The organism is Pseudomonas entomophila L48 (assembly GCF_000026105.1).
Lineage (GTDB): Bacteria > Pseudomonadota > Gammaproteobacteria > Pseudomonadales > Pseudomonadaceae > Aquipseudomonas > Aquipseudomonas entomophila.
In genome coordinates, this window is record NC_008027.1 from 416,201 (window position 1) to 435,508 (window position 19,308).

Here is a 19,308-nt window from a genome sequence, read left to right on the forward strand (position 1 = left end):
CCTGGTTCGCCGGCAAGCCGGCTCCTACAGGTGCGCGAACGCTTCTGCAGCAAACGCATTCCGTAGGAGCCAGCCTTGCTGGCGATGCCCGGCAAAGCCGGGCTGGTGTTTACCGACCAAGTACCCGGCAATAGAACTTCCACTCTTCTTCCAGCGCATGCGCCAGGTTCTCTGCCTGACGGAACCCATGCCGCTCACCCGCATAGAAATGCCCCTCGGCCTCGATGCCATTGGCCTTCAGCGCTTCCAGCATGCTGCGCGTCTGCTCCGGCACCACCACCGCATCCAGTTCGCCCTGGAAGAAGATCACCGGCACTTGAATCCGTTCGGCATGCAGCAATGGCGTGCGCCGGCGATAGCGTTCGGCATCCCGCTCCGGGTCGCCGATCAGCCAGTCAAGGTAGTCACCCTCGAACTTGTGGGTCGCCCGCCCCAGCGCCAGCGGGTCACTCACGCCATACAGGCTGGCACCCGCGCGGAACACATCATGGAAAGCCAGGGCGCACAGCGTGGTGTAGCCACCGGCGCTGCCGCCACGAATGAACGCCTGGCCGGGGTCGACCAGCCCCTGCTCGGCAAGATGAGCGACCGCGGCGCAGGCATCTTCCACGTCACTTTCACCCCAGCGCAGGTGCAAGGCCTGCCGGTAGGCCCGGCCATAGCAGCTGCTGCCCCGGTAATTGAGGTCGGCGACGGCAAAGCCACGCTGGGTCCAGTATTGGATACGGGTATCCAGCACCGGGTAGCAGGCCGAGGTAGGCCCGCCGTGGATGAACACCACCAGCGGTGGTGGGGTGCTGCTGTCGATGGCGGGGTAGAAGAAGCCGTGGGCCTGGCCATCGCCGCTGTTGTAACGGATGGGCTGGGGAAGGCTGATCGCCCCACTGGGCAGGACTTGCGCGCCGCCGGCCAGGACCTGTACCTCGTGGTTGCCACGGTCGATGGCAATGACCGCAGCCGGGCTGATCGGCGATGCCGCGATGGCATAGATGTGCCCATTGTCCATCGCTAGGCTGCGGAACCGGGTATAGGCGCTGGCGAAGCGTTCCATTTCACCGTCGAAGTTGCGCAGGCCCAGCTGCCCGAAGCCATCTTCGAACCAGCTGGCCAGGTATTGACCGGGGCCGAAGGGTAGCCAGGTACTGGCGCCCATTTGCCAGGGGGCACCAGCATGGTCGGCAGGTGCGGCGGGCAGGGCTTGCCAGTGCCCCGCCACTTCACCCCAGGGTTGCCAGAATCCGTCTCGGTCAGAGAGGCAGTACAAGTGGCCATCGGCATCGAAACGAGGTTGCTGCAGCGATTCGTCGAGCCCGGCGATACAGCGCGCCACGCCCCAGACGCCACTGGCCTCTCGCTCACGACACATCAAGCGGGTCACCGTCCAGGGCTGTGCCGGGCGGTCCCACTCGACCCAGGCCAGGCGTCGACCATCGTTGCTCAGTGTGGGGGACGCGTAGAAGTCCGCACCTTCGGCAAGGACCGTACGCCGCCCCTCCTCGAAGGCAACCAGACGATGCTCGACGCGTTCAGCGTGGCGTTCCTCGACAGCCAGCAGCACCCCGTCATGCCATTGCACATCGCCGTAACGGCACTGCTCGTCATGGGTCAATGCACGGGGTGCAGTGCCGTCCAGCGCCTGGCGGTAGACCTGCTGATCCCTCTCATTGACGAACACTACTGCGTCGCCCGCGAGGCAGAAGCTGCCGCCGCCATATTCGTAGACCCGGCTGCGCACACTGAACCCGTCGGGGGTCAGGCAGCGCGCCTGCTGATCGTGCCAGTGCCAGATCCGGCAGGCGCCATCGGCGGGGCGGAACTCGTTCCAGAACAAGCCTTGCTCGTTGACCTTGAGCTCGGCGAAGTCGGTGCCAGCGGCCACCGCCTGGGCGGCGCTGAACTCAGCCGCGGGCGATGACATGGGAATTGCGCTCGTTGCGGAAGGTCATCTGTTCGATCTCCAGTGTCGCCTGTTCGGCCTCCTCGCGTGCCTTGAGGATGATGCCGTGGTCGGGTGACTTGCCGCACACCGGGTCGGCCTTGCTGGCGTCGCCGGTGAGCATGAAGGCCTGACAGCGGCAGCCGCCGAAGTCCTTCTCCTTCTCGTCGCACGAGCGGCATGGCTCGGGCATCCATTCATAGCCACGGAAGCGGTTGAAGCCGAACGAGTCGTACCAGATGTGCCGCAGGTCGTGGTCGCGCACATTCGGAAACTGTACCGGCAGCTGACGCGCACCATGACAGGGCAGTGCCGTGCCGTCCGGGGTAATGGTCAGGAACAGGCTGCCCCAGCCATTCATGCAGGCCTTGGGGCGCTCTTCGTAGTAGTCCGGGGTGACGAAGATCAGCTTGCAGGGGCTACCCTCTGCCTTGAGCTTGGCGCGGTACTCATTGGTGATGCGCTCGGCCCGCTCCAGCTGCGCGCGGGTCGGCAGCAGGCCCAGGCGATTGAGGTGCGCCCAGCCGTAGAACTGGCAGGTGGCGAGCTCGACGAAGTCGGCTTCCAGTGCGATGCACAGCTCGATGATGCGGTCGATCTTGTCGATATTGTGCCGGTGGGTGACGAAGTTCAGCACCATCGGGTAGCCATGGGCTTTCACCGCCCGGGCCATTTCCAGCTTCTGCGCGAAGGCCTTCTTCGACCCGGCCAGCAGGTTGTTCACCTGTTCGTCGCTGGCCTGGAAGCTGATCTGGATATGGTCCAGCCCGGCCTGCTTGAACGCGGCGATCTTCTGCTCGGTCAGGCCGATGCCCGAGGTGATCAGGTTGGTGTAGTAACCCAGGCGCCGGGCTTCGCCGATCAGCTCGGCGAGGTCCTGGCGCACCAGCGGTTCACCGCCGGAGAAGCCAATCTGCGCGGCACCCATTTCGCGGGCCTCGGCCATCACCTTGAACCACTGCGCGGTGCTCAGCTCCTTGCCCTGCTCGGCGAAATCCAGCGGGTTGGAGCAGTATGGGCACTGCAACGGGCAGCGGTAGGTGAGCTCGGCCAGCAGCCACAAAGGCAGGCCGACCGGCACCTCAGGCGAGGGTGATCCAGTGTTCGGCACGGGCCACCTCCATGAACTGCTCGATGTCGTCGGCGACTTCGGGCACACCGGGGAATTGCTGCTGCAGCTCATCGATGATGGCTGCGACGCTGCGTTGGCCGTCGATCAGCCCGCCGATCAGGCCAGCGCTGTCGTTGAGCTTGATCATGCCTTCGGGGTACAGCAGCACATGGCCTTTCTGCGCCGGCTCATACTGGAAGCGGTAGCCGGGGCGCCATGCAGGCACCTGTTGACGGTCGAAACTCATAAGGCGATTCCCTTGTGCCAGACCCGCTCGCTTGTGACGCTGTGATAGGGCGGGCGGTTCAATTCGTAGGCCATGCTCATGGCATCGAGCATGCTCCAGAGGATATCCAGCTTGAACTGCAGGATCTCCAGCATGCGCGCCTGGCCCTCGCGGGTGGTGTAGTGCGCCAGGGTGATCGCCAGGCCATGCTCGACATCACGGCGGGCCTGGCCCAGGCGGGTGCGGAAGTATTCGTAGCCGGCCGGGTCGATCCACGGGTAGTGCTGCGGCCAGCTGTCCAGGCGCGACTGGTGGATCTGCGGGGCGAACAGCTCGGTCAGCGAGCTGCTGGCGGCCTCCTGCCAGCTGGCGCGGCGGGCGAAGTTGACGTAGGCGTCGACGGCGAAGCGCACGCCGGGCAGCACCAGCTCCTGGCTGCGCAGTTGGTCCGGGTCCAGGCCCACGGCCTGGCCGAGACGCAGCCAGGCTTCGATGCCGCCGTCCTCGCCCGGCGCGCCGTCATGGTCGAGCAGGCGCTGGACCCACTCGCGGCGCACCTCGCGGTCCGGGCAGTTGGCCAGGATCGCGGCATCCTTCATGGGGATGTTCACCTGGTAGTAGAAGCGGTTGGCCACCCAGCCCTGGATCTGCTCGCGGGTGGCGCGGCCTTCATACATCGCCACGTGGTAGGGGTGGTGGATGTGGTAGAAGGCGCCCTTGGCGCGCAGGGCCTGCTCGAACTCGGCAGGTGACATCGGTGCGGCGTCATTCATCAAGCGGACTCCTGGGGGCGGCACTCACAGCTTGAGGCTCATGCCATCGAAGGCGACTTCCACCCCGCGGCGAACCACTTCGGCGCGTTCGGGGGAGTCCTCATCGAGAATCGGGTTGGTGTTGTTGATATGGATGAGCACCTTGCGCTGGCGCGGGAAACCATCCAGCACCTCGAGCATGCCACCCGGCCCGTTCTGCGCCAGATGGCCCATCTCGCGGCCGGTACGGGTGCCGACACCGCGGCGTTGCATTTCATCATCCTCCCACAGGGTGCCGTCGACCAGCAGGCAGTCGGCGCCGCCCATCATCTGCAGCAGCTTGTCGTCGACCTGGCCCAGGCCCGGGGCATAGAACAGTTTGCCGCCGGTGCGGGTGTCTTCCACCAGCAGCCCGAGGTTGTCGCCTGGGTGTGGGTCGAAGCGGTGCGGCGAGTAGGGCGGAGCGGCGCTGCGCAGGGGGAAGGGGGTGAACCTGAGGTTCGGGCAGGCCTCGATGACAAAGCTGCCTTCCAGCTCGATGCGGTTCCACACGAGGCCACCGTTCCAGTGGCTGAGCATGTTGAACAGCGGGAAGCCCGTGGTCAGATCCTGGTGAACCATGTCGGTGCACCACACCTGGTGCGGGCAGCCTTCGCGCAGGCTGAGCAGGCCGGTGGTGTGGTCGATCTGGCTGTCGAGCAGGACGATGGCGTTGATGCCAGTGTCGCGCAGGGCGCGGGCCGGTTGCATCGGCGCGAATGCCTGCAACTGGGCGCGGATGTCCGGTGAGGCGTTGCACAGGATCCAGTGCTCGCCGTCGTCGGACAGGGCGATGGACGACTGGGTGCGCGCGCTGGCGCGCAAGGTGCCGTCGCGATAACCCTTGCAGTTGACGCAGTTGCAGTTCCACTGGGGGAATCCGCCACCGGCGGCGGAACCGAGAATCTGGATGTACATGGCGACCCTTTTCAAACCGTATCCGAAAAACGACAACGCCCCGGCAGGCCGAGGCGTCTAACCGCGCTACTGTTTAGCGGTTGGCGAAGTACATGGTCACTTCGAAGCCGATACGCAGGTCGGTGTATGCAGGTTTGGTCCACATGGGATGACTCCTTCCGGATGGGTTTGGGTTGAACGGTGACGGCCGGATATCGCCTGTATTTGGCGATTCCATTGACCGAGATTGCGCTATCTTACAAGAAAAATTTGTACCGAAAGGTTAATTCTTCGAAAAGCGCCCTTGCATTCTCAGTAACAATCCAATTCTGTTGCCTGCCACTGGTCGTCCGGCGCTTTGGCATTGGCCAGGCACAGCCAACCGTGTTCGGCGGCAAGCAACTGCTGTAACAAGGCATCCAGTTGCGGCTGCTCGACAGAGAGAATAGACCGCTTCATTTCGGATAGATCCGGATTTTGTGTCGCCATATGTGCTTGCCAGGCCCATTCGGCGACTTCCGGGTTCGGCATGGCGGACTCGTCGAATTGCTCGGCAAGCCGTTGGCGGGCGTCGATGTCGAGACGCACGCCATCGTTCAACAGCGTGAGCAGGTGCCCGAGAATCTGCGCGTGGCTGGCGTGCGGTGATTGCACGCCGAACAGCAGACCGGCGTGGCCCTCGACCTGGCGAAACGCGCTGAACACTGCATACCCCAATTGCAGCTCGACCCGCAGGCGCTGGTAGACCGGGCCCTGCAGCAAATGTGCAAGCAGGCGGCCACAGGCTTGCAGTGCTGCTGGCAGCGGGCAGAACAGCAGCAGGGCGGGTTCGCTGCCTTGGGTGGGGACCTGGCGCCATTGGCGTGCTTGGATGCCTGCTGGAGGTAGTGTTTCGCCGGGCAACCCCATGACACCCGCCAAGGCCGCGCCCAGGGCGCCGAGCTGCGTATCGTTGAAACCTACCGCCAGGCCGCGCCAGCGGGCCTGTTGCCAGAGTGCGTCGAGCAGTGGGGAATCGAGGAGGCAAGATGGCTGTGCTTGCGCCTCACCTGGCAGCAACGCATCCGGGAGCACTTTGAGCAGAGCGCGTATTGGGATCAATGCCGGTTGCACGGTTGCTGGCGCCTGCCAGTACTGTGCGGCCGGGGCTCGCATGAGTCCGAGGGCTTCCTCGACGCACCGGATCACTGCCATGGGTTGTCCGGCGACACGCAACTGCCAGCACTCGCCGCTGGCGCTGAACGTGAATTGCAACGAGACCCGCTCGGCGCGCTCCTGTAGCGGTTGCAGGGCACGCTCAAGGATGGCCTGAAAGCGTCGGCGCAAGGGTGAGGGGATGTGCCAGCGCAGGTACAAGGCGGCGAACTGTCGCGTGGATGGCAGGGTGTTGTCGATGCACAGGCCAAGGGGCGGATGGGCGATGCCCACTGGCAGCGAAGCATCCAGCAGTGCTTCTGCGGGCGGCAGCCGCCAGCGGCCCGAACGCTGGTGTGGCAGGGCGTCCAGGAGTTTGTCGAGCGCCACCAGGCCTTGTTCGTCGAGCCCTTGGAGTGGCCAGCCGGTGCTATCGCGTCGGACAAGGTCGAGGGCACTTCCAGCCTGTTCGCGGCGTTGCTGCAGGTGGCTGTAGGCATTGTTCAGCTGTTGCGGCGCCTGCTGCCGGATGAAGTCCAGCCAGCCAAGCAGAAGCGTCTTTGCGGCGCTTGGGGAAGCGTTGGAGGACAGCTGCAGCTGGATATGCCAAAGCATCTGCCCCGAGAAGGCATGCAACACCTGTGTTCGGCACCCTTGCAGCCAACCGCGTTGACGCAGCCCGGCCAGCCAGCCACCGGGGCGACTGTCATTCAGCAGGGCCAGCAGCAGATCCAGCGCCTGCTCCGCAGCAGGCGGCAGGCCCTCATGGGCGAACAGCAGGTCGTGGCGTGATCCGCTGGCCACGGGCAGCCGCAGGGGCCCGTCGAGCAAGGCCGGTGGCGCTTGCCGCTCGCATCGAGCGCCCGCCGCAAACAGCCCGCCGAATTGCCGGCCGAGTTGCTCCAGCGCGTCCAGTGATTGTGGCCCGGCCAGGCTCAGGGTGATCTGCCCGCCCTGATAGAAACACTGGTGAAACTGTTCGAGTGCTCGTTGGAAGGCGCCGTTCTGCAACGGCAGGCTGTGTCGGTTGCCGGCGTGGAAACCACTGAGGGGGTGGCGCGGCGACACTGACTGGAGCAGGGCGAACTGGTGCTGGGCTTCGGGGTTGCGCGACCAGGCGATGAACTCGGCATGGATCACCTCGCGCTCGCGGTGCTGGCGGTCCAGGCCGAGGTCGGGCTCGGCTAGCATCTGGCACAGGCGCTCGAGGGCACCGGCCATGGCATTGGGCGGCACTTCGAAGAAGAAGTCGGTGGTGCGTTCGCGAGTACTGGCGTTGACTTGCCCGCCCAGGTTCTGGATATGACGCATCAGCCCGTCTTCCAGTGGAAAGCGCGCCGTACCGAGGAAGAACAGGTGTTCGAGGAAGTGGGCCAGGCCAGGCCATTGCGCCGGGGCGTCATGGCTGCCGGCGTGCACGCGCAGTGCCGCGGCCGCACGCTTGAGGCGCGGGGCGTGGCGCAGGGTCAGTTGCAGGCCGTTGGCGAGGGTAAGGTGGCGGAGGGTGTCGGGCATGACGCCATGCTAGCGCGCCGATGCGAGGTTGTCTGTGTTCGCCGGCAAACCCATCCCATTGATCTGACGTGACCCCTGTAGGAGCGGCTTTAGCCGCGATCACCCGCGCCGCGGGTGCCAGACATCGCGGTGCCTGCATCGCGGCTAAAGCCGCTCCTACGTGCTGTGGGGCTCAGCCCCGGCGCCCGTGCAGCTCCTGGCGCAAATCGGTCAGATATGGAAACGCTTCACGCCCGCTCAGCACACGTTCACGCTCCAGATCCGCCAGCAACTGGCATTCCTCATGCCCCGCCATTGCCAGCACATCACCTTCCGGCCCGACGATGCTGCTCTGCCCGCAATACCGAATCTCGCCTTCACTGCCGCAATAGTTGGCATACGCCAGGTAGCACTGGTTCTCCTGCGCCCGCGATCGCACGGTCACTTGGCAGACGAAGTCATAAGGCGCCATGTTCGCCGTAGGCACCAGAATCAGCTCAGCGCCGTCTAGCGCCAGGCGCCGGGCGTTTTCCGGGAACTCGATGTCGTAGCAGATCAGCATCCCGACTTTCCAGCCGTTCAGCTCGACCACCGGGAAATGGTTGGCGCCAGGGCTGAACATCGAACGATCAAGTTCGCCGAACAGATGGGTCTTGCGGTAGTTGCACAGGCTGCTACCGTGGCCATCGATCAGCTGCACGCTGTTATAGATCGCACCGTCCTCGCCCCGCTCCGGATAGCCATAGACAATGGCGATCCGGTACGTCTGGGCGATCTCCACAACGGTCATCGCCGACGGCCCATCGACGGCCTCGGCCAGGCGCTCCACCTGGTCCAGGCCGATGTTGTAGCCGCTGAGGAACATCTCCGGGCACACCAGCAGCTGCGCGCCCTGGGCGGCAGCCTGCTGGGCCTGGTGTTGCAGGCGATCGAGGTTGCCGGGCACGTCCAGCGGGGCGGGCGTGCCCTGGAACAGGGCGATGCGCATGGCGCTACTCCTTCGCTCAGTCGGCCAGGGCGATCGGACCGATTTCGTGGAACACATCGCCCGGGCCGGGGTTGTCCGGGTGGGTCTGGCCACCGAAGTGGTTCATGATACCCCACACGGCATTGAGCGAAGTCTGCACCGCGCCTTCCACCCAGGCCGGGGTCCACGACACGTCGTCGCCGGCGATGAAGATGCCGCGCTGTTCAGCAGGCATGTCCTGCTGCATGAAGTGTGCGTACATGCGCTGGTTGTAGCGGTAGTGGCCCGGCAGAGCACCCTTGAAGGCGCCGAGGAAGTGCGGATCGGCCTCCCACGAGATGGTGATCGGGTCGCCGATGATATGCCCGGCGATATCGGTCTTCGGGTAGATTTTCTTCAGCGCGTCGAGGGCCAGTTGCACGCGCTTTTCAGTCGGATGCGGCAGCATCTTCAGCGCGTCGCTCATCCAGGCGTAGGACAGGCAGATCACCCCCGGCTTGTCGTCGCCGTTGTCGAACAGGTAGGTGCCGCGGGTCAGCCGGTCGGTGAGGGTCATGCTCATCAGGTCGCGGCCGGTTTCCGGGTCCTTGTCCTTCCAGAACGGCCGGTCGACCATCACGAAAGTCTTCGACGATTGCATGTAGCGGGTGCGGTCCAGGGCCATCCACATTTTCTGCGAGAACAGCGATTCCTCGCAGTCGATCTGGGTGGTCAGCAGCCAGCTCTGGCAGGTGGTGAGCACCGCCGCATAGTGGCGGGTGTCGCCATAGTTGTCGGTGACTGCCAGGCGGCCATCGGCGGCGCGGGCGATGCGCTTGACCCCGGCGCGCGGCGCGCCGCTGTGCAGGGTCTTGAGGCTGGTGCCGGCCGGCCAGTGGGCGCAGCGCTCCGGTACATGGCGCCAGATGCCTTGCGGTACCTGCTCGACACCGCCCACCACCAGGTGCTGGTGATCATCGCAGTTGGTCATCACCACGCGGAAGATTTCCAGCATCGAGTTGGGGAAGTCGGAGTCCCAGCCGCCGGTACCGAAGCCCACCTGGCCGAACACTTCGCGGTGCTGGAAGCTCAGCTTGGCGAACGAGCGCGAGGTGGCGACGAAGTCGTAGAAGGTGCGGTCGTCCCACAGCGGCACCAGCTTGTTCCACAGGTCTTTCAGGCGCGGCACGTCGCGGTCGCGGATGGCCTGCTGGATATCGCCGAACTGTGCGCCGCTCTCCAGGGCGTCGGCCCAGGCGTCGGCCACTTCGTGGAACAGCTGCGGCAGGTCGGCGGATTTCTCGGCGTAGTAGGTCTGGCCTTCCAGGTCGATCACCGTGCTGCCCGAGGCCGGGGTGAGCGGGTTGGGGAAGGGCTTGGTCTCAAGGCCCAGCTTGTCGACGTAGTGGTAGAACGCCGTGGACGAGACCGGGAAGCGCATGCCGCCCAGTTCGGCGACGATGCCGTCGGTGCCGTTGAAGGCCTGCGAGCGCAGCCGGCCGCCCAGCTTGGAGGCCTCGTACACCACGGGCTTGAGGCCCAGCTTCATCAGTTCGTAGGCCGCCACCAGCCCGGCGATGCCACCACCGACGATCGCCACTTCCTCGCCATGCCGTTCCTTGGGGATGCTGCCCAGGCCGGCCAGGTGTTCCAGCCAGTCATCGAAGGCGAAAGGGAAGTCCGGGCCGAAGATGGTGATGGGTTTCTTGCCGTCGGCGGGGTGGCGGTTTTTCTTGTTCATTGGGTGACCTTGCCAGGGAGGCTGCGCAGGGGGCGGAGCCTGAGTATAGGAAATGACTGGTGGCCATTTTATGAAGCGGGGCGGTCGTAATTAAGATGCAGAGTGGTGTCGTTATGCAGCTTGTTTCGTCTAAATGACATCATCATTTTCAAGAATGACGAACTATCGCAGCGTAGACAGATGCTCGACGGTTTCCGGGTACTTTTGCACCAGTCGGATAAGGGCCACGGCCTGGGCGTTGGGCTTGGAGCGCCCCTGTTCCCAGTTTTCCAAGGTGCGAACGTTGGTACGCAAGTAAGCGGCGAACACCGCGCGCGACATGTTGAGCTGCTGGCGTAGGTCGGTAAGCTCGTTCGGGGCCAAGGGGGCCAGCTCCTCGAAGGCGACCTTGTGCGAACGCAAGGTCAGCTTGCCGGTACGTTCCTCGGCCAGGGCGTCGAAGCCTTCGGTGAGCTCAGTGAAGATGTTGCGTGGCATGGGTTTTTCCTTGCTCTTAAAAGCAAAGGATATTGCCACCCTATACGTTAAATACGTACAGAATTACTAGGTCAAGATATTGCGCGGACAGCCCATCGGGCTGCGCTGCCATGCAGAGAAAAGCAATCACAAGGGCAGCACAGTTCCTGTAGGAGAGGGCTTGACCCGCGAACACCGGCGGAGCCGGTGCCATACACTGTGGCGTCTGCTTCGTGGGCAAGCCCACTCCCATAGATTCGGTTTGGTCCTACAGAGGTAATTGTTAACAGGACCTATCCTACAGGCCTTGTCGTCTCGGTCCGGCTTCCAAGGTATTTATTCGCAGTTAACTTTTTCCGGTCGCCGCACATTCGGTGACCGGGCGTGAGAACCCGGCGATTTACTTGGAGGCATGCTGTTATGGCAGCTGTGCGCGGGCAGGCTTTGCCTGGCCGGAATGTAGCCTCCAACTTCGCCGGTTCTCACCCCGCGCATGGCTGCCACCCATTCCCGTGAGAAGGTTGTGTGGTGGCCTCCTTGAGCCGGTAATGGAGGCAATACCCATGAAAAAGATCGTCCCTGACCCACCCCTGAAGCTGAACCCCACCACCGAGCAGTCCTTCTGCACCTGCCAGTCCAGCCACCCGCCGATCTTCACCGTGCGCCCCGGCGTCGACGCCGCCGACGCTTTGGTCCATGCCAGCATGCTGGCCCGCGCCATCCAGGAGATCGCCGACAACTACGCCCTGCATCACGCCCCCGAAGCTAACCGGGCGATGATCTGGTCGATCCTGCATTCGGCGGAAACGCTCAGGGCATTGCTGGAGGGATTGCTCGACGCCATGGAGGCCTGACGGCAAGACGCGGGGCAGTCAGCCTGGCTGCCCCCGGTCCACCTTGCTGCTGAGGATGATCGACGTGGTGGTCTTCTCCACCCCGTCGAGGCTGCCGATCTGGTCGAGCAGTTGGTCCAGTTGCTCGGGCGAGTCGCTGTGCAGCCAGGCGACATAGTCGAACTCGCCACTCACCGCACACAGTTGCTGCACCTGCCCCATGGCCGACAGCCGCCGCACCACCTCCTTGCCCGAACGCGGCTGCACCTTGATCCCCACGTAGGCCTGCAAGCCCCCGCCAATCAGGCGCTGGCCCAGGCGCACGCCGTAGCCGGTGATCACCTTGCTCTTTTCCAGCCGCGCCAGGCGCGAGTTCACCGTGGTGCGGGCGATGCCCAGCTGGCGGGCGAGGGTGGCGACGCTTTCCCGGGCGTTGATCTGCAACAGGGCGATCAGTTGGCGGTCGATTTCATCGAGGGCGATGGGGCGGGTGTCTTGCATTCTGAGGTCCTTGCTCGGTGGCAAGCCAGCCTAGCCATGCGGGGCGTGGTTGTGAAGCATGCGGTCAGGATGAATCTGTCGGCTACGCCATCCATTTGACGTGAAATCAGATGGGCAATGGGCTTTATGCGATTGAGAATCGCTGTATTATGCCGCTCGTCAGGTTTCATCCAAATGCGTGCTTTCACTGCTGGGATTTAATGTTTCATGATTCGTTTTGATGTAGATGCCGTTTATTGCATTTCTCTCGATGCACGGAGTGATCGGCGTGAATTGTTCAGGGAAAGCATCGCCGCTGTGCTCGACAATCCGGTCATTTTCCACATCGTGGAAAAGCAGAGTGACCCGAAGCGTGGCTGCTATGAGTCCCACCAGGCGCTTGCGCAGTTGGCGCTTGATCAAGGCCTTGAGCGAATCCTGATCTTTGAGGATGACGTGAAGCCTTATCCGTTGAAGGCCTCGCGTATCCGCTGGATCAATCGTTTCATGCGCACGCACCGATTCGAAGCCCTGCATCTGGGCTACAGCATGGGACGTACCTGGCTGACCTGGTTCCCTTTCATTGCCCGGGGCAAGGTCGTGGCACTCCACGCTTATGTGCTCTCACGGGAGGGTTGCAAGATCCTGGCGCAGACGCCTTACGATGGCACGCCGGTGGATGTGATGTTCAAGCGCAGGATTCGGCAACATTGTGTGTTTCCCATGATGTTCCGCCAGCACGCGGCCGCTGTTACCGGCAGCGACCTGGAGCTGGTCGTGCGTAATGAGGATGAGTGGTGGGAGCGAAACTGGCGCAAGCACTGGCGCTCGCCGCTCAAGAACCTGTGGCGTACCGTGCTACGGCTGAATTTCTGAGCGGTAATGCACGCAGTGTGGCGATCAGGTGACGTCGTTCCTGTTCGCCACAAACACGAAAGCCGCGCAATGCGCGGCTTTTTCATGTCTGGTGGGCCCACACGGACTCGAACCGTGGACCAAAGGATCATGAGTTGCCTGGAGACGCTGCAAACCCAGTGAAACCGTGCGTAGCTTAGCGTAGGCATAGTTAGCTGGAAGTAGCGTGGTTACTGGTGTTTAGCGCAATTTGGCGAAATGGGTGGAAGCTGGGCACTGTACCGCCAGCGTATTGTTCTCTTTACTGTGGAGCGGTCAGGTTTTTCGGCCATGACGTTGTTCTCCTGGTAAAAATGTGATCAAGTTTGTTGCAAGGTGGCAATTACACTCCTAAGATGCCCGCCTTCTCTCACCCGACAGCAAAGGAGGTACATCATGCAACAGTTGATCACCCTTTGCAGGTCGCGCCTGGCTTGAACGCATTCGCCGCTACTCGTTAGCGGTACCGCAACGCCCGGCCTCTGGCCTGCCAATCCGAACATCTTTTTTGTTTCAACCCATCAGGATTGGACTATGGGCACTTGCATTCGCAATTTGTCCGACGGCGCCGTATTGGTCGCCGCGGACGACACCTGGATCGAAGGAAAAGCGATCCAACAACTCGAAACCACCGCTCGCCTAGGGGGCATGCATCGGGTGGCCGGCATGCCGGACCTGCATCCGGGGCGTGGCTATCCGGTCGGCGCGGCATTCTTTTCCGTGGGGCGTTTGTACCCGGCGCTGGTCGGTAATGACATCGGCTGTGGCATGGCGCTGTGGCGCACGGACATCCCGACCGCCAAGCTGCATCTGGACAAGCTGGAGAAACGCCTTGGCAACCTCGACCTGCCGCTCGACGAGACGTGGCAGGAGGCCGTCGCCAGCTTCGGTTTGCCTGCCACGGGGCACGAGCGTTCTCTAGGCACCATTGGTGGTGGTAACCACTTCGCCGAGCTGCAGCAACTCGATGAAAACTACGACGATGCGGCCCTGGCAGCCTTGGGCATCGAGCGCAAACACCTGCTGTTGCTGGTGCATAGCGGCTCGCGTGGTTTGGGCGAGGCGATCTTGCGTGAGCAGGTCGACCTGTTTGGTCATCACGGACTGGAGGCGGGCAGCGAGGCCAGCACTCATTACCTGGGCCGGCACGACGGCGCGCTGCGTTTTGCCGAAGCCAACCGTCAGTTGATTGCCCGGCGCATGCTCGACCGCTTGCGTGCCGATGGCGATGTACTGCTCGACATCAACCACAACCTGGTGTCGCCAGCGCAAGTCGACGGGCTCGATGGTTGGCTGCATCGCAAAGGCGCCACACCGTCGGATCAGGGGGCGGTGGTGATCCCTGGTTCGCGCGGCGACTACAGCTACTTGGTACAGCCGATCGCCGACGAGCGCAGCCTGTTGTCCCTGGCCCATGGCGCCGGACGCAAATGGATGCGCAGCGAGTGCAAGGACCGCCTCGCCTCGCGCTACAGCGTCGAGCAACTGAGTCGTACGGCACTAGGCAGCCGCGTGATCTGCGCCGACCGGGCGCTGATCTACGAGGAAGCGCCGGAGGCCTACAAGGCTATCGACTCGGTGGTGGGTGCCTTGCGTGAAGCGGGGTTGGTTCGCGTGCTGGCACGACTGAAACCGGTGCTCACCTACAAGACGCGCGGAGGGTGCTGCTGATGATCCTACTGCAACTCTCGGCGGCTCAGGGGCCGGACGAATGTGCCCTGGCAGTGGCCAAGGCATTGCTCAGGCTGCAGGCCGAAGCGGATGCCCAGGCCGTGGCGGTACGGATACTCGAAGAAGAGCCGGGGCCGCGGCGCGGTACCTTGCGCTCGGTGTTGCTGGCACTGGATGGCGAGCAGGCCGAGCGCCTGGCGGATCACTGGACGGGCTCGCTGCAATGGACGTGCAGCAGTCCGTACCGGCCGGGGCATGCGCGCAAGAACTGGTTCTTTGGGGGCGCACGGTTTGCGCCACCGGCACCGGAATTGGCGAGCGAGATCCACTTCGAGACCTTGCGTTCGTCCGGGCCGGGTGGTCAGCATGTCAACACCACCGACTCGGCAGTGCGCGCCACGCACCTGGCCAGCGGCGTCAGCGTCAAGGTACAGAGCGAGCGTAGCCAGCACGCCAACAAACGCTTGGCGCTGCTGCTCATCGGTCAACGCCTGGCGCAACAGGCAGAGCAGGTCGACAGCGAACTGCGCGCGGAGCGGCGGTTGTTCCATCACCGCATCGAGCGTGGCAATCCACGTCGGGTGTTTCGTGGCGAGCGCTTCGAGCCGGCTGACGAGTAGATTGTGTGCGAATAGTCGTCGAGCAAAAGTCAGGCCGGGCGGCGTAGGCGATGCCGGCCCCACCAAAACGGATGAGGAAAGGGCCCGGCTCGCACTCGGGTTTACGAGTTGTAAATGAGCATTCCGTATCTGAGGCGATCCCGCCAAAAACGCAAAAGCCGCGCAATGCGCGGCTTCGAAGATGGTGGGCCCACACGGACTCGAACCGTGGACCAAAGGATTATGAGTCCTCTGCTCTAACCGACTGAGCTATAGGCCCTCAGCAGGTGCGCCGGATTATAACGAGGGTTTCGATACCGTGCCATCCGAAAGATCCGATAGTGCTATGCGAAGGAAGGTAGCGGCGAACTCCTCGGGTGGCAGCGGCAGGCTGACGATGTACCCCTGGATCTGTTCGCAACCCTCGGCGGCGAGGAAGCGCTGCTGGGCCTGGTTCTCCACGCCTTCGGCGATGATCGTCAGCTGCATGCTGCGCCCCAGGGCAATGATGGCGCGGGCGATGGCGGCATCGTGGGGGTCGTCCGGCAGGCCGCGAATGAACGACTGGTCGATCTTGAGGATGTCCAGCGGCAGGCGCTTGAGGTAGCTGAGCGAGGAGTAACCGGTGCCAAAATCGTCGATGGCCAGCTGTACGCCCAGTTGCTTGAGTTGGTGGAGCACGCTCAAGGCTTCTTCGGCCTGGCTCATGATGAAGTTTTCGGTGATCTCCAGTTGCAGGTCGCCCGCCTTGAGCTGGTAGCTCTTGAGCAATTGCTCGATGCGCTTGGCCAGGCTGGGCTGGCGCAATTGTGCGCCGGCAAGGTTGATCGAGAGGGGGCCGAAAGCCTGGTAGGCCTTCTTCCAGACGTGCATCTGCCGGCAAGCCTGCTCCAGTACCCAGTCTCCCAGCTGGAGGATGGTGCCGTTCTCCTCCGCGAGATGGATGAACTGCTCGGGCGGCACTTCGCCAAAGGTGGGGTGGGTCCAGCGGATAAGGGCTTCCGCGCCGACCAGGCTCTGGGTCTTGAGGCTGAACTTGGGCTGGTAGTACAGGCTCAGTTCGTTGCGCTCGATGGCGCGACGCAGTTCGTGCTCGAGGGCGATGCGTTCGCTGGCCTGGGCGGTGAGGTCGCGGGTGTAGGTTTCGACGCGGTTGCGCCCTTTGGCCTTGGAGCGGTACATGGCGGCGTCGGCGTTGCGGATCAGCGTGGCGACATCGCTGCCGTCCTGTGGATATAGGCTGATGCCGATGCTGGCGCTGGTGAAGAACTCGTGCTCGCCGGCCTGGAACGGGGCGTGGAAGCAGGCCAGCAGTTTGTTGGCGATGGCGCTGGCGTCACTGGGCTTGTGCAGGCCGGGCAGGAGGATGATGAATTCGTCGCCGCCCAGGCGGGCCACGGTGTCGACATCCCGCACCTGTTCCTTCAGGCGCTGGGCGATGCCCTTGAGCAGCAGGTCGCCGACCGGGTGGCCGAGGCTGTCGTTGATGTGCTTGAAGCGGTCCAGGTCGAGGAACAGCACGGCGCCCTGGCGGTTGGAGACTTGCGCACAGGTAAGGGCCGACAGCAGGCGGTTTTCGAACAGCGCGCGGTTGGGCAGGCCGGTCAACGGGTCGTGGTGGGCCTGGTAGTCGAGCTTGGCCTGGGCATGCTTGAGGCTGGAGATATCGGCGAACACGGCAACGAAGTGAGTGGTTTCGCGCTCGCTGTTGCGCACGGCGCTGATGGTCAGCCAGCCGGGGTAAAGCTCGCCGTTCTTGCGTTTGTTGTAGATCTCACCTTGCCAGTGGCCCTCGGCGGTCAGCTGATGCCACATGGCGGCGTAGAAGGCGCTGTCATGCTGGCCGGAAGCGAGCAGGCGCGGGGTCTGGCCGAGGGCTTCGATCTCGCTGTAGCCGGTGATCTCGCTGAAGGCCCGGTTGACCGCGCTGATGCGCTGGTCGGTGTCGGTGATCAACACGCCTTCGGCGGTGTTCTCGAACACGGTGGCGGCCAGTTGCAGTTTTTCCTGCATCAGGTGGCGTTCGGTGATGTCGCGGGCAATGGTCAGCATGCAGTCGACGCCGCCGATCGGCAGGGGCCGGGCAGACAGCTCGCACAGACGGATCTGCCCGTCGCTGCGGCGGATATGGCAGCTGAAGTCGCGGACGAACCCGTCGCGGTTGAGCTGCTCGACCAGGCGCTGGCGCTCGTTGAGGTCGACCCAGATGCCCAGGTCGAGGGAGGTCTGGTCGACGGTCGTGCTGATGTCGTAGCCGGTCAGGCGGCAGAAGCCTTCGTTGACCTCCAGCAGCAGGCCATCTTCCTGGCGTGACAGCAGCAGCCCGTCAGGCGAGGCGTGGAAGGCCTTGGCGAACTTCTCTTCGGAGATCTGCAGCTGTTGCTGCGTTTCCTTGAGCTGGTTGATGTCGCGAACCGCCACCACCAGGGCCTTGGTGCCATCCAGCTCGAAGGTTTCGGCGGAGACCAGGCCGGTGAACAGCTGGCCGTTGCTGCGTCGGAAGGTCATTTCCAGGTTGCGGATACCGCCCTGGTGCAGACGTTCGAGCAACAGTGGGCCGGTGCCGGCCACGCCCCACAAGCCAAGTTCGGTGGCCGTGCGGCCAAGCACTTGCGCCGGGCCCAGGCCGATCTGCTCCTCGAATGCTTCGTTGACCTCCATCAGGCAGCCGTCGCTGTGGCGGGCGATAAGCAGGATGTCCGGGCACTGCTGGAACACCGAGGCGAACTTCTGTTCCGACAGGCGCAGGGCGTCCTCGGTGTGCTTGGTTTCGCTGATGTCGATCATCAGGCCGCGCATCAATGGTTTGTGGCCGTGCTCGATCATGCTGACGATGTTGCGCACCCACAGGGAATGGCCATCGGCGCGGATCACCCGGTAGTCGAGGCTGTGGTCGCGCCCGGCCGCGGTTTCGCTGTCGCAGTAGGCCTGGGCCCAGAGCGCGTCCTCCGGGTGCAGGATGCTGCGCCAGAAACCGGGCTGGAGCCATTCGCCCAGGGGGTAGCCGAGCAGGTCCTCGGCGTGGGGCGAGACGTAGCTGTAGGTGAAATCATTGGCGTCGGCCTCCCAGGCGATCGCCGACAGGCTCTCGACCAGACCGCGGTAGTGGTACTCACTGCTGCGCAGCTCCTGCTCCAGGGCGATGCGCCGGGAGATCTCCGAACTGAGCCGGCGGTTGATGCGGATCACCACGGCGAGGATGGCCACCAGCAACAGGACGCCCGGCAGGCCGTAGAGCAGCATGTCATGCCAGAAGGTGCGTTGGTCGATGACGTTGCCCACCCAACGCTGTTGGATATGGCTGACCTCGCTGCTGCTCATGTCGGCCATCACCTTGTCGAGGATGCCGATGAAAATCTTCTGTTCCTGTGGTGCGGCCATTGCCAGCTGGTAGCGATAAGGGGTCTCGCCACTGACGTAGAGGCCGTCGAGCTTGAGTTGGCGCAGGCTCCAGATACTCGAGGCGAGGTCGCCAACCACTGCGTCCACTGCATCCGTGGCCAGGGCCTGGAGGGTGGAGCTGACGTTAGGCATGGCCACCAGGTTAAGGTCCGGGTGGTGGGTACGCAGCAGTTCGTGGGGGGCGTAGTTTTCCACCACGGCGATCTTCAAACCATAGAGATCCTGCAGGTTGCGCGGTTGGGCGCCGCCTTTGTGGGCGAGAATGACGATCGGGAAGTCCAGGTAGGGGCGGGTGAAGGCCAGGTAGGCCTGGCGTTCCGGGGTGGACATGATGCCGGGCAACAGGTCGATGCGGCCCTTGCGGGCCTGCGCGAGCACCTCGGTCCAGCTGCTGGGCTCGATGGGTTGGAGCTTGATACCAAGGCGGTCCTGGATCAAGGCGATGTAATCGGCGGCCAATCCCTGGTAGCGGCCTTCCTGGTCGCGAAATTCGAACGGCGGCCATGAAGCGTCGACGCCCAGACGCAGCTGCGGGTGAGCGCTGAGCCAGGCTTGTTCCTCGTCAGTCAGGGTGAGGGCGCCGGCCGTTGTGTTCCAGGCGAGCAGGAGCAGCAACAGAAGGGCCGGCATCAAGGGCATAGCGGCCTCTCGATCAGGGGGTCTGAATCGAGTGTAGACGGGCATCCGGCCAGCGGCG

The 19,308-nt window shown here is 63.6% G+C and carries 16 protein-coding genes and 1 tRNA gene; 4 read left to right on the forward strand and 13 right to left on the reverse strand.

Annotation, left to right across the window (positions count from 1 at the left end; translation table 11 throughout):
• Positions 1–109: 109 nt before the first annotated feature.
• The 10 genes from PSEEN_RS01815 to PSEEN_RS01855 all read right to left on the reverse strand — a co-directional run bounded on the left by PSEEN_RS01815 (position 110) and on the right by PSEEN_RS01855 (position 10,753).
• A complete protein-coding gene (locus tag PSEEN_RS01815; RefSeq protein WP_011531811.1) occupies positions 110–1,918 on the reverse strand; it encodes a S9 family peptidase in 1,809 nt (602 codons plus the stop codon).
• Entirely contained in the window at positions 1,899–3,047 is a 1,149-nt protein-coding gene (pqqE, locus tag PSEEN_RS01820; protein WP_044487562.1) for a pyrroloquinoline quinone biosynthesis protein PqqE, read from the reverse strand. The genes PSEEN_RS01815 and pqqE overlap by 20 nt, the downstream gene beginning before the upstream one ends.
• Positions 3,019–3,294: a pyrroloquinoline quinone biosynthesis peptide chaperone PqqD gene (gene pqqD, locus PSEEN_RS01825; protein WP_011531813.1), complete on the reverse strand. Its 276-nt coding sequence runs from the start codon at positions 3,292–3,294 to the stop codon at positions 3,019–3,021. The genes pqqE and pqqD overlap by 29 nt, the downstream gene beginning before the upstream one ends.
• On the reverse strand, positions 3,291–4,046 hold the full coding sequence (gene pqqC / locus PSEEN_RS01830) for a pyrroloquinoline-quinone synthase PqqC (RefSeq protein WP_011531814.1): 756 nt from the start codon (positions 4,044–4,046) through the stop codon (positions 3,291–3,293). The genes pqqD and pqqC overlap by 4 nt, the downstream gene beginning before the upstream one ends.
• Before the next feature lie 24 nt (positions 4,047–4,070).
• Positions 4,071–4,982: a pyrroloquinoline quinone biosynthesis protein PqqB gene (gene pqqB / locus PSEEN_RS01835; protein WP_011531815.1), complete on the reverse strand. Its 912-nt coding sequence runs from the start codon at positions 4,980–4,982 to the stop codon at positions 4,071–4,073.
• 73 nt (positions 4,983–5,055) lie between these two features.
• Complete coding sequence (gene pqqA, locus PSEEN_RS25905) at positions 5,056–5,127, reverse strand: pyrroloquinoline quinone precursor peptide PqqA (RefSeq protein ID WP_003243383.1); 72 nt, start codon at positions 5,125–5,127, stop codon at positions 5,056–5,058.
• Between the two features lie 146 nt (positions 5,128–5,273).
• Positions 5,274–7,610 carry a pyrroloquinoline quinone biosynthesis protein PqqF gene (gene pqqF, locus PSEEN_RS01840; RefSeq protein ID WP_011531816.1) on the reverse strand — a complete coding sequence of 779 codons (2,337 nt, stop codon included), beginning with the start codon at positions 7,608–7,610 and terminating at the stop codon, positions 5,274–5,276.
• A 172-nt stretch (positions 7,611–7,782) separates the two neighbouring features.
• Positions 7,783–8,577 (reverse strand): carbon-nitrogen hydrolase family protein, encoded by a 795-nt coding sequence (locus tag PSEEN_RS01845; RefSeq protein ID WP_011531817.1) that lies wholly within the window; start codon positions 8,575–8,577, stop codon positions 7,783–7,785.
• Positions 8,578–8,593: 16 nt separating this feature from the next.
• A complete protein-coding gene (locus PSEEN_RS01850) occupies positions 8,594–10,276 on the reverse strand; it encodes a flavin monoamine oxidase family protein (protein WP_011531818.1) in 1,683 nt (560 codons plus the stop codon).
• A gap of 162 nt (positions 10,277–10,438) precedes the next feature.
• Positions 10,439–10,753, reverse strand: coding sequence for a helix-turn-helix domain-containing protein (locus PSEEN_RS01855; RefSeq protein WP_011531819.1), 315 nt, complete (start codon positions 10,751–10,753; stop codon positions 10,439–10,441).
• Positions 10,754–11,295: 542 nt separating this feature from the next.
• On the opposite strand from PSEEN_RS01855, the gene PSEEN_RS01860 reads away from it, so the two are divergent.
• On the forward strand, positions 11,296–11,586 hold the full coding sequence (locus PSEEN_RS01860; RefSeq protein WP_011531820.1) for a DUF3077 domain-containing protein: 291 nt from the start codon (positions 11,296–11,298) through the stop codon (positions 11,584–11,586).
• 18 nt (positions 11,587–11,604) lie between these two features.
• Here the strand turns inward: PSEEN_RS01860 and PSEEN_RS01865 are convergent, their stop codons facing one another.
• Positions 11,605–12,066: an Lrp/AsnC family transcriptional regulator gene (locus PSEEN_RS01865; protein WP_011531821.1), complete on the reverse strand. Its 462-nt coding sequence runs from the start codon at positions 12,064–12,066 to the stop codon at positions 11,605–11,607.
• Positions 12,067–12,273: 207 nt separating this feature from the next.
• Between PSEEN_RS01865 and PSEEN_RS01870 the strand changes: the two genes are divergently transcribed.
• The 3 genes from PSEEN_RS01870 (at position 12,274) to prfH (ending at position 15,230) form a co-directional block, all read left to right on the forward strand.
• The gene (locus tag PSEEN_RS01870) at positions 12,274–12,921 is read left to right on the forward strand and encodes a glycosyltransferase family 25 protein (RefSeq protein ID WP_044487563.1); all 648 of its coding nucleotides are present in this window, start codon (positions 12,274–12,276) and stop codon (positions 12,919–12,921) included.
• Positions 12,922–13,473: 552 nt separating this feature from the next.
• Positions 13,474–14,610: an RNA ligase RtcB family protein gene (locus PSEEN_RS01875; protein WP_011531823.1), complete on the forward strand. Its 1,137-nt coding sequence runs from the start codon at positions 13,474–13,476 to the stop codon at positions 14,608–14,610.
• Complete coding sequence (gene prfH / locus PSEEN_RS01880; protein WP_011531824.1) at positions 14,610–15,230, forward strand: peptide chain release factor H; 621 nt, start codon at positions 14,610–14,612, stop codon at positions 15,228–15,230. The genes PSEEN_RS01875 and prfH overlap by 1 nt, the downstream gene beginning before the upstream one ends.
• 182 nt (positions 15,231–15,412) lie before the next feature.
• Here prfH and PSEEN_RS01885 read toward each other — a convergent pair.
• A tRNA-Ile gene (locus PSEEN_RS01885) sits at positions 15,413–15,489 on the reverse strand.
• A gap of 17 nt (positions 15,490–15,506) precedes the next feature.
• On the reverse strand, positions 15,507–19,250 hold the full coding sequence (locus PSEEN_RS01890; protein WP_011531825.1) for a bifunctional diguanylate cyclase/phosphodiesterase: 3,744 nt from the start codon (positions 19,248–19,250) through the stop codon (positions 15,507–15,509).
• Positions 19,251–19,308 lie beyond the last annotated feature (58 nt).

Excerpts from the sequence above, each read along its gene's own strand:
- PSEEN_RS01815 (WP_011531811.1), bottom strand. The coding sequence starts at position 1,918 with ATGTCATCGCCCGCGGCTGAGTTCAGCGCCGCCCAGGCGGTGGCCGCT.
- pqqD (WP_011531813.1), bottom strand. The coding sequence starts at position 3,294 with ATGAGTTTCGACCGTCAACAGGTGCCTGCATGGCGCCCCGGCTACCGC.
- pqqC (WP_011531814.1), bottom strand. The coding sequence starts at position 4,046 with ATGAATGACGCCGCACCGATGTCACCTGCCGAGTTCGAGCAGGCCCTG.
- pqqB (WP_011531815.1), bottom strand. The coding sequence starts at position 4,982 with ATGTACATCCAGATTCTCGGTTCCGCCGCCGGTGGCGGATTCCCCCAG.
- pqqF (WP_011531816.1), bottom strand. The coding sequence starts at position 7,610 with ATGCCCGACACCCTCCGCCACCTTACCCTCGCCAACGGCCTGCAACTG.
- PSEEN_RS01845 (WP_011531817.1), bottom strand. The coding sequence starts at position 8,577 with ATGCGCATCGCCCTGTTCCAGGGCACGCCCGCCCCGCTGGACGTGCCC.
- PSEEN_RS01850 (WP_011531818.1), bottom strand. The coding sequence starts at position 10,276 with ATGAACAAGAAAAACCGCCACCCCGCCGACGGCAAGAAACCCATCACC.
- PSEEN_RS01855 (WP_011531819.1), bottom strand. The coding sequence starts at position 10,753 with ATGCCACGCAACATCTTCACTGAGCTCACCGAAGGCTTCGACGCCCTG.
- PSEEN_RS01860 (WP_011531820.1), top strand. The coding sequence starts at position 11,296 with ATGAAAAAGATCGTCCCTGACCCACCCCTGAAGCTGAACCCCACCACC.
- PSEEN_RS01865 (WP_011531821.1), bottom strand. The coding sequence starts at position 12,066 with ATGCAAGACACCCGCCCCATCGCCCTCGATGAAATCGACCGCCAACTG.
- PSEEN_RS01870 (WP_044487563.1), top strand. The coding sequence starts at position 12,274 with ATGATTCGTTTTGATGTAGATGCCGTTTATTGCATTTCTCTCGATGCA.
- PSEEN_RS01875 (WP_011531823.1), top strand. The coding sequence starts at position 13,474 with ATGGGCACTTGCATTCGCAATTTGTCCGACGGCGCCGTATTGGTCGCC.
- prfH (WP_011531824.1), top strand. The coding sequence starts at position 14,610 with ATGATCCTACTGCAACTCTCGGCGGCTCAGGGGCCGGACGAATGTGCC.
- PSEEN_RS01890 (WP_011531825.1), bottom strand. The coding sequence starts at position 19,250 with ATGCCCTTGATGCCGGCCCTTCTGTTGCTGCTCCTGCTCGCCTGGAAC.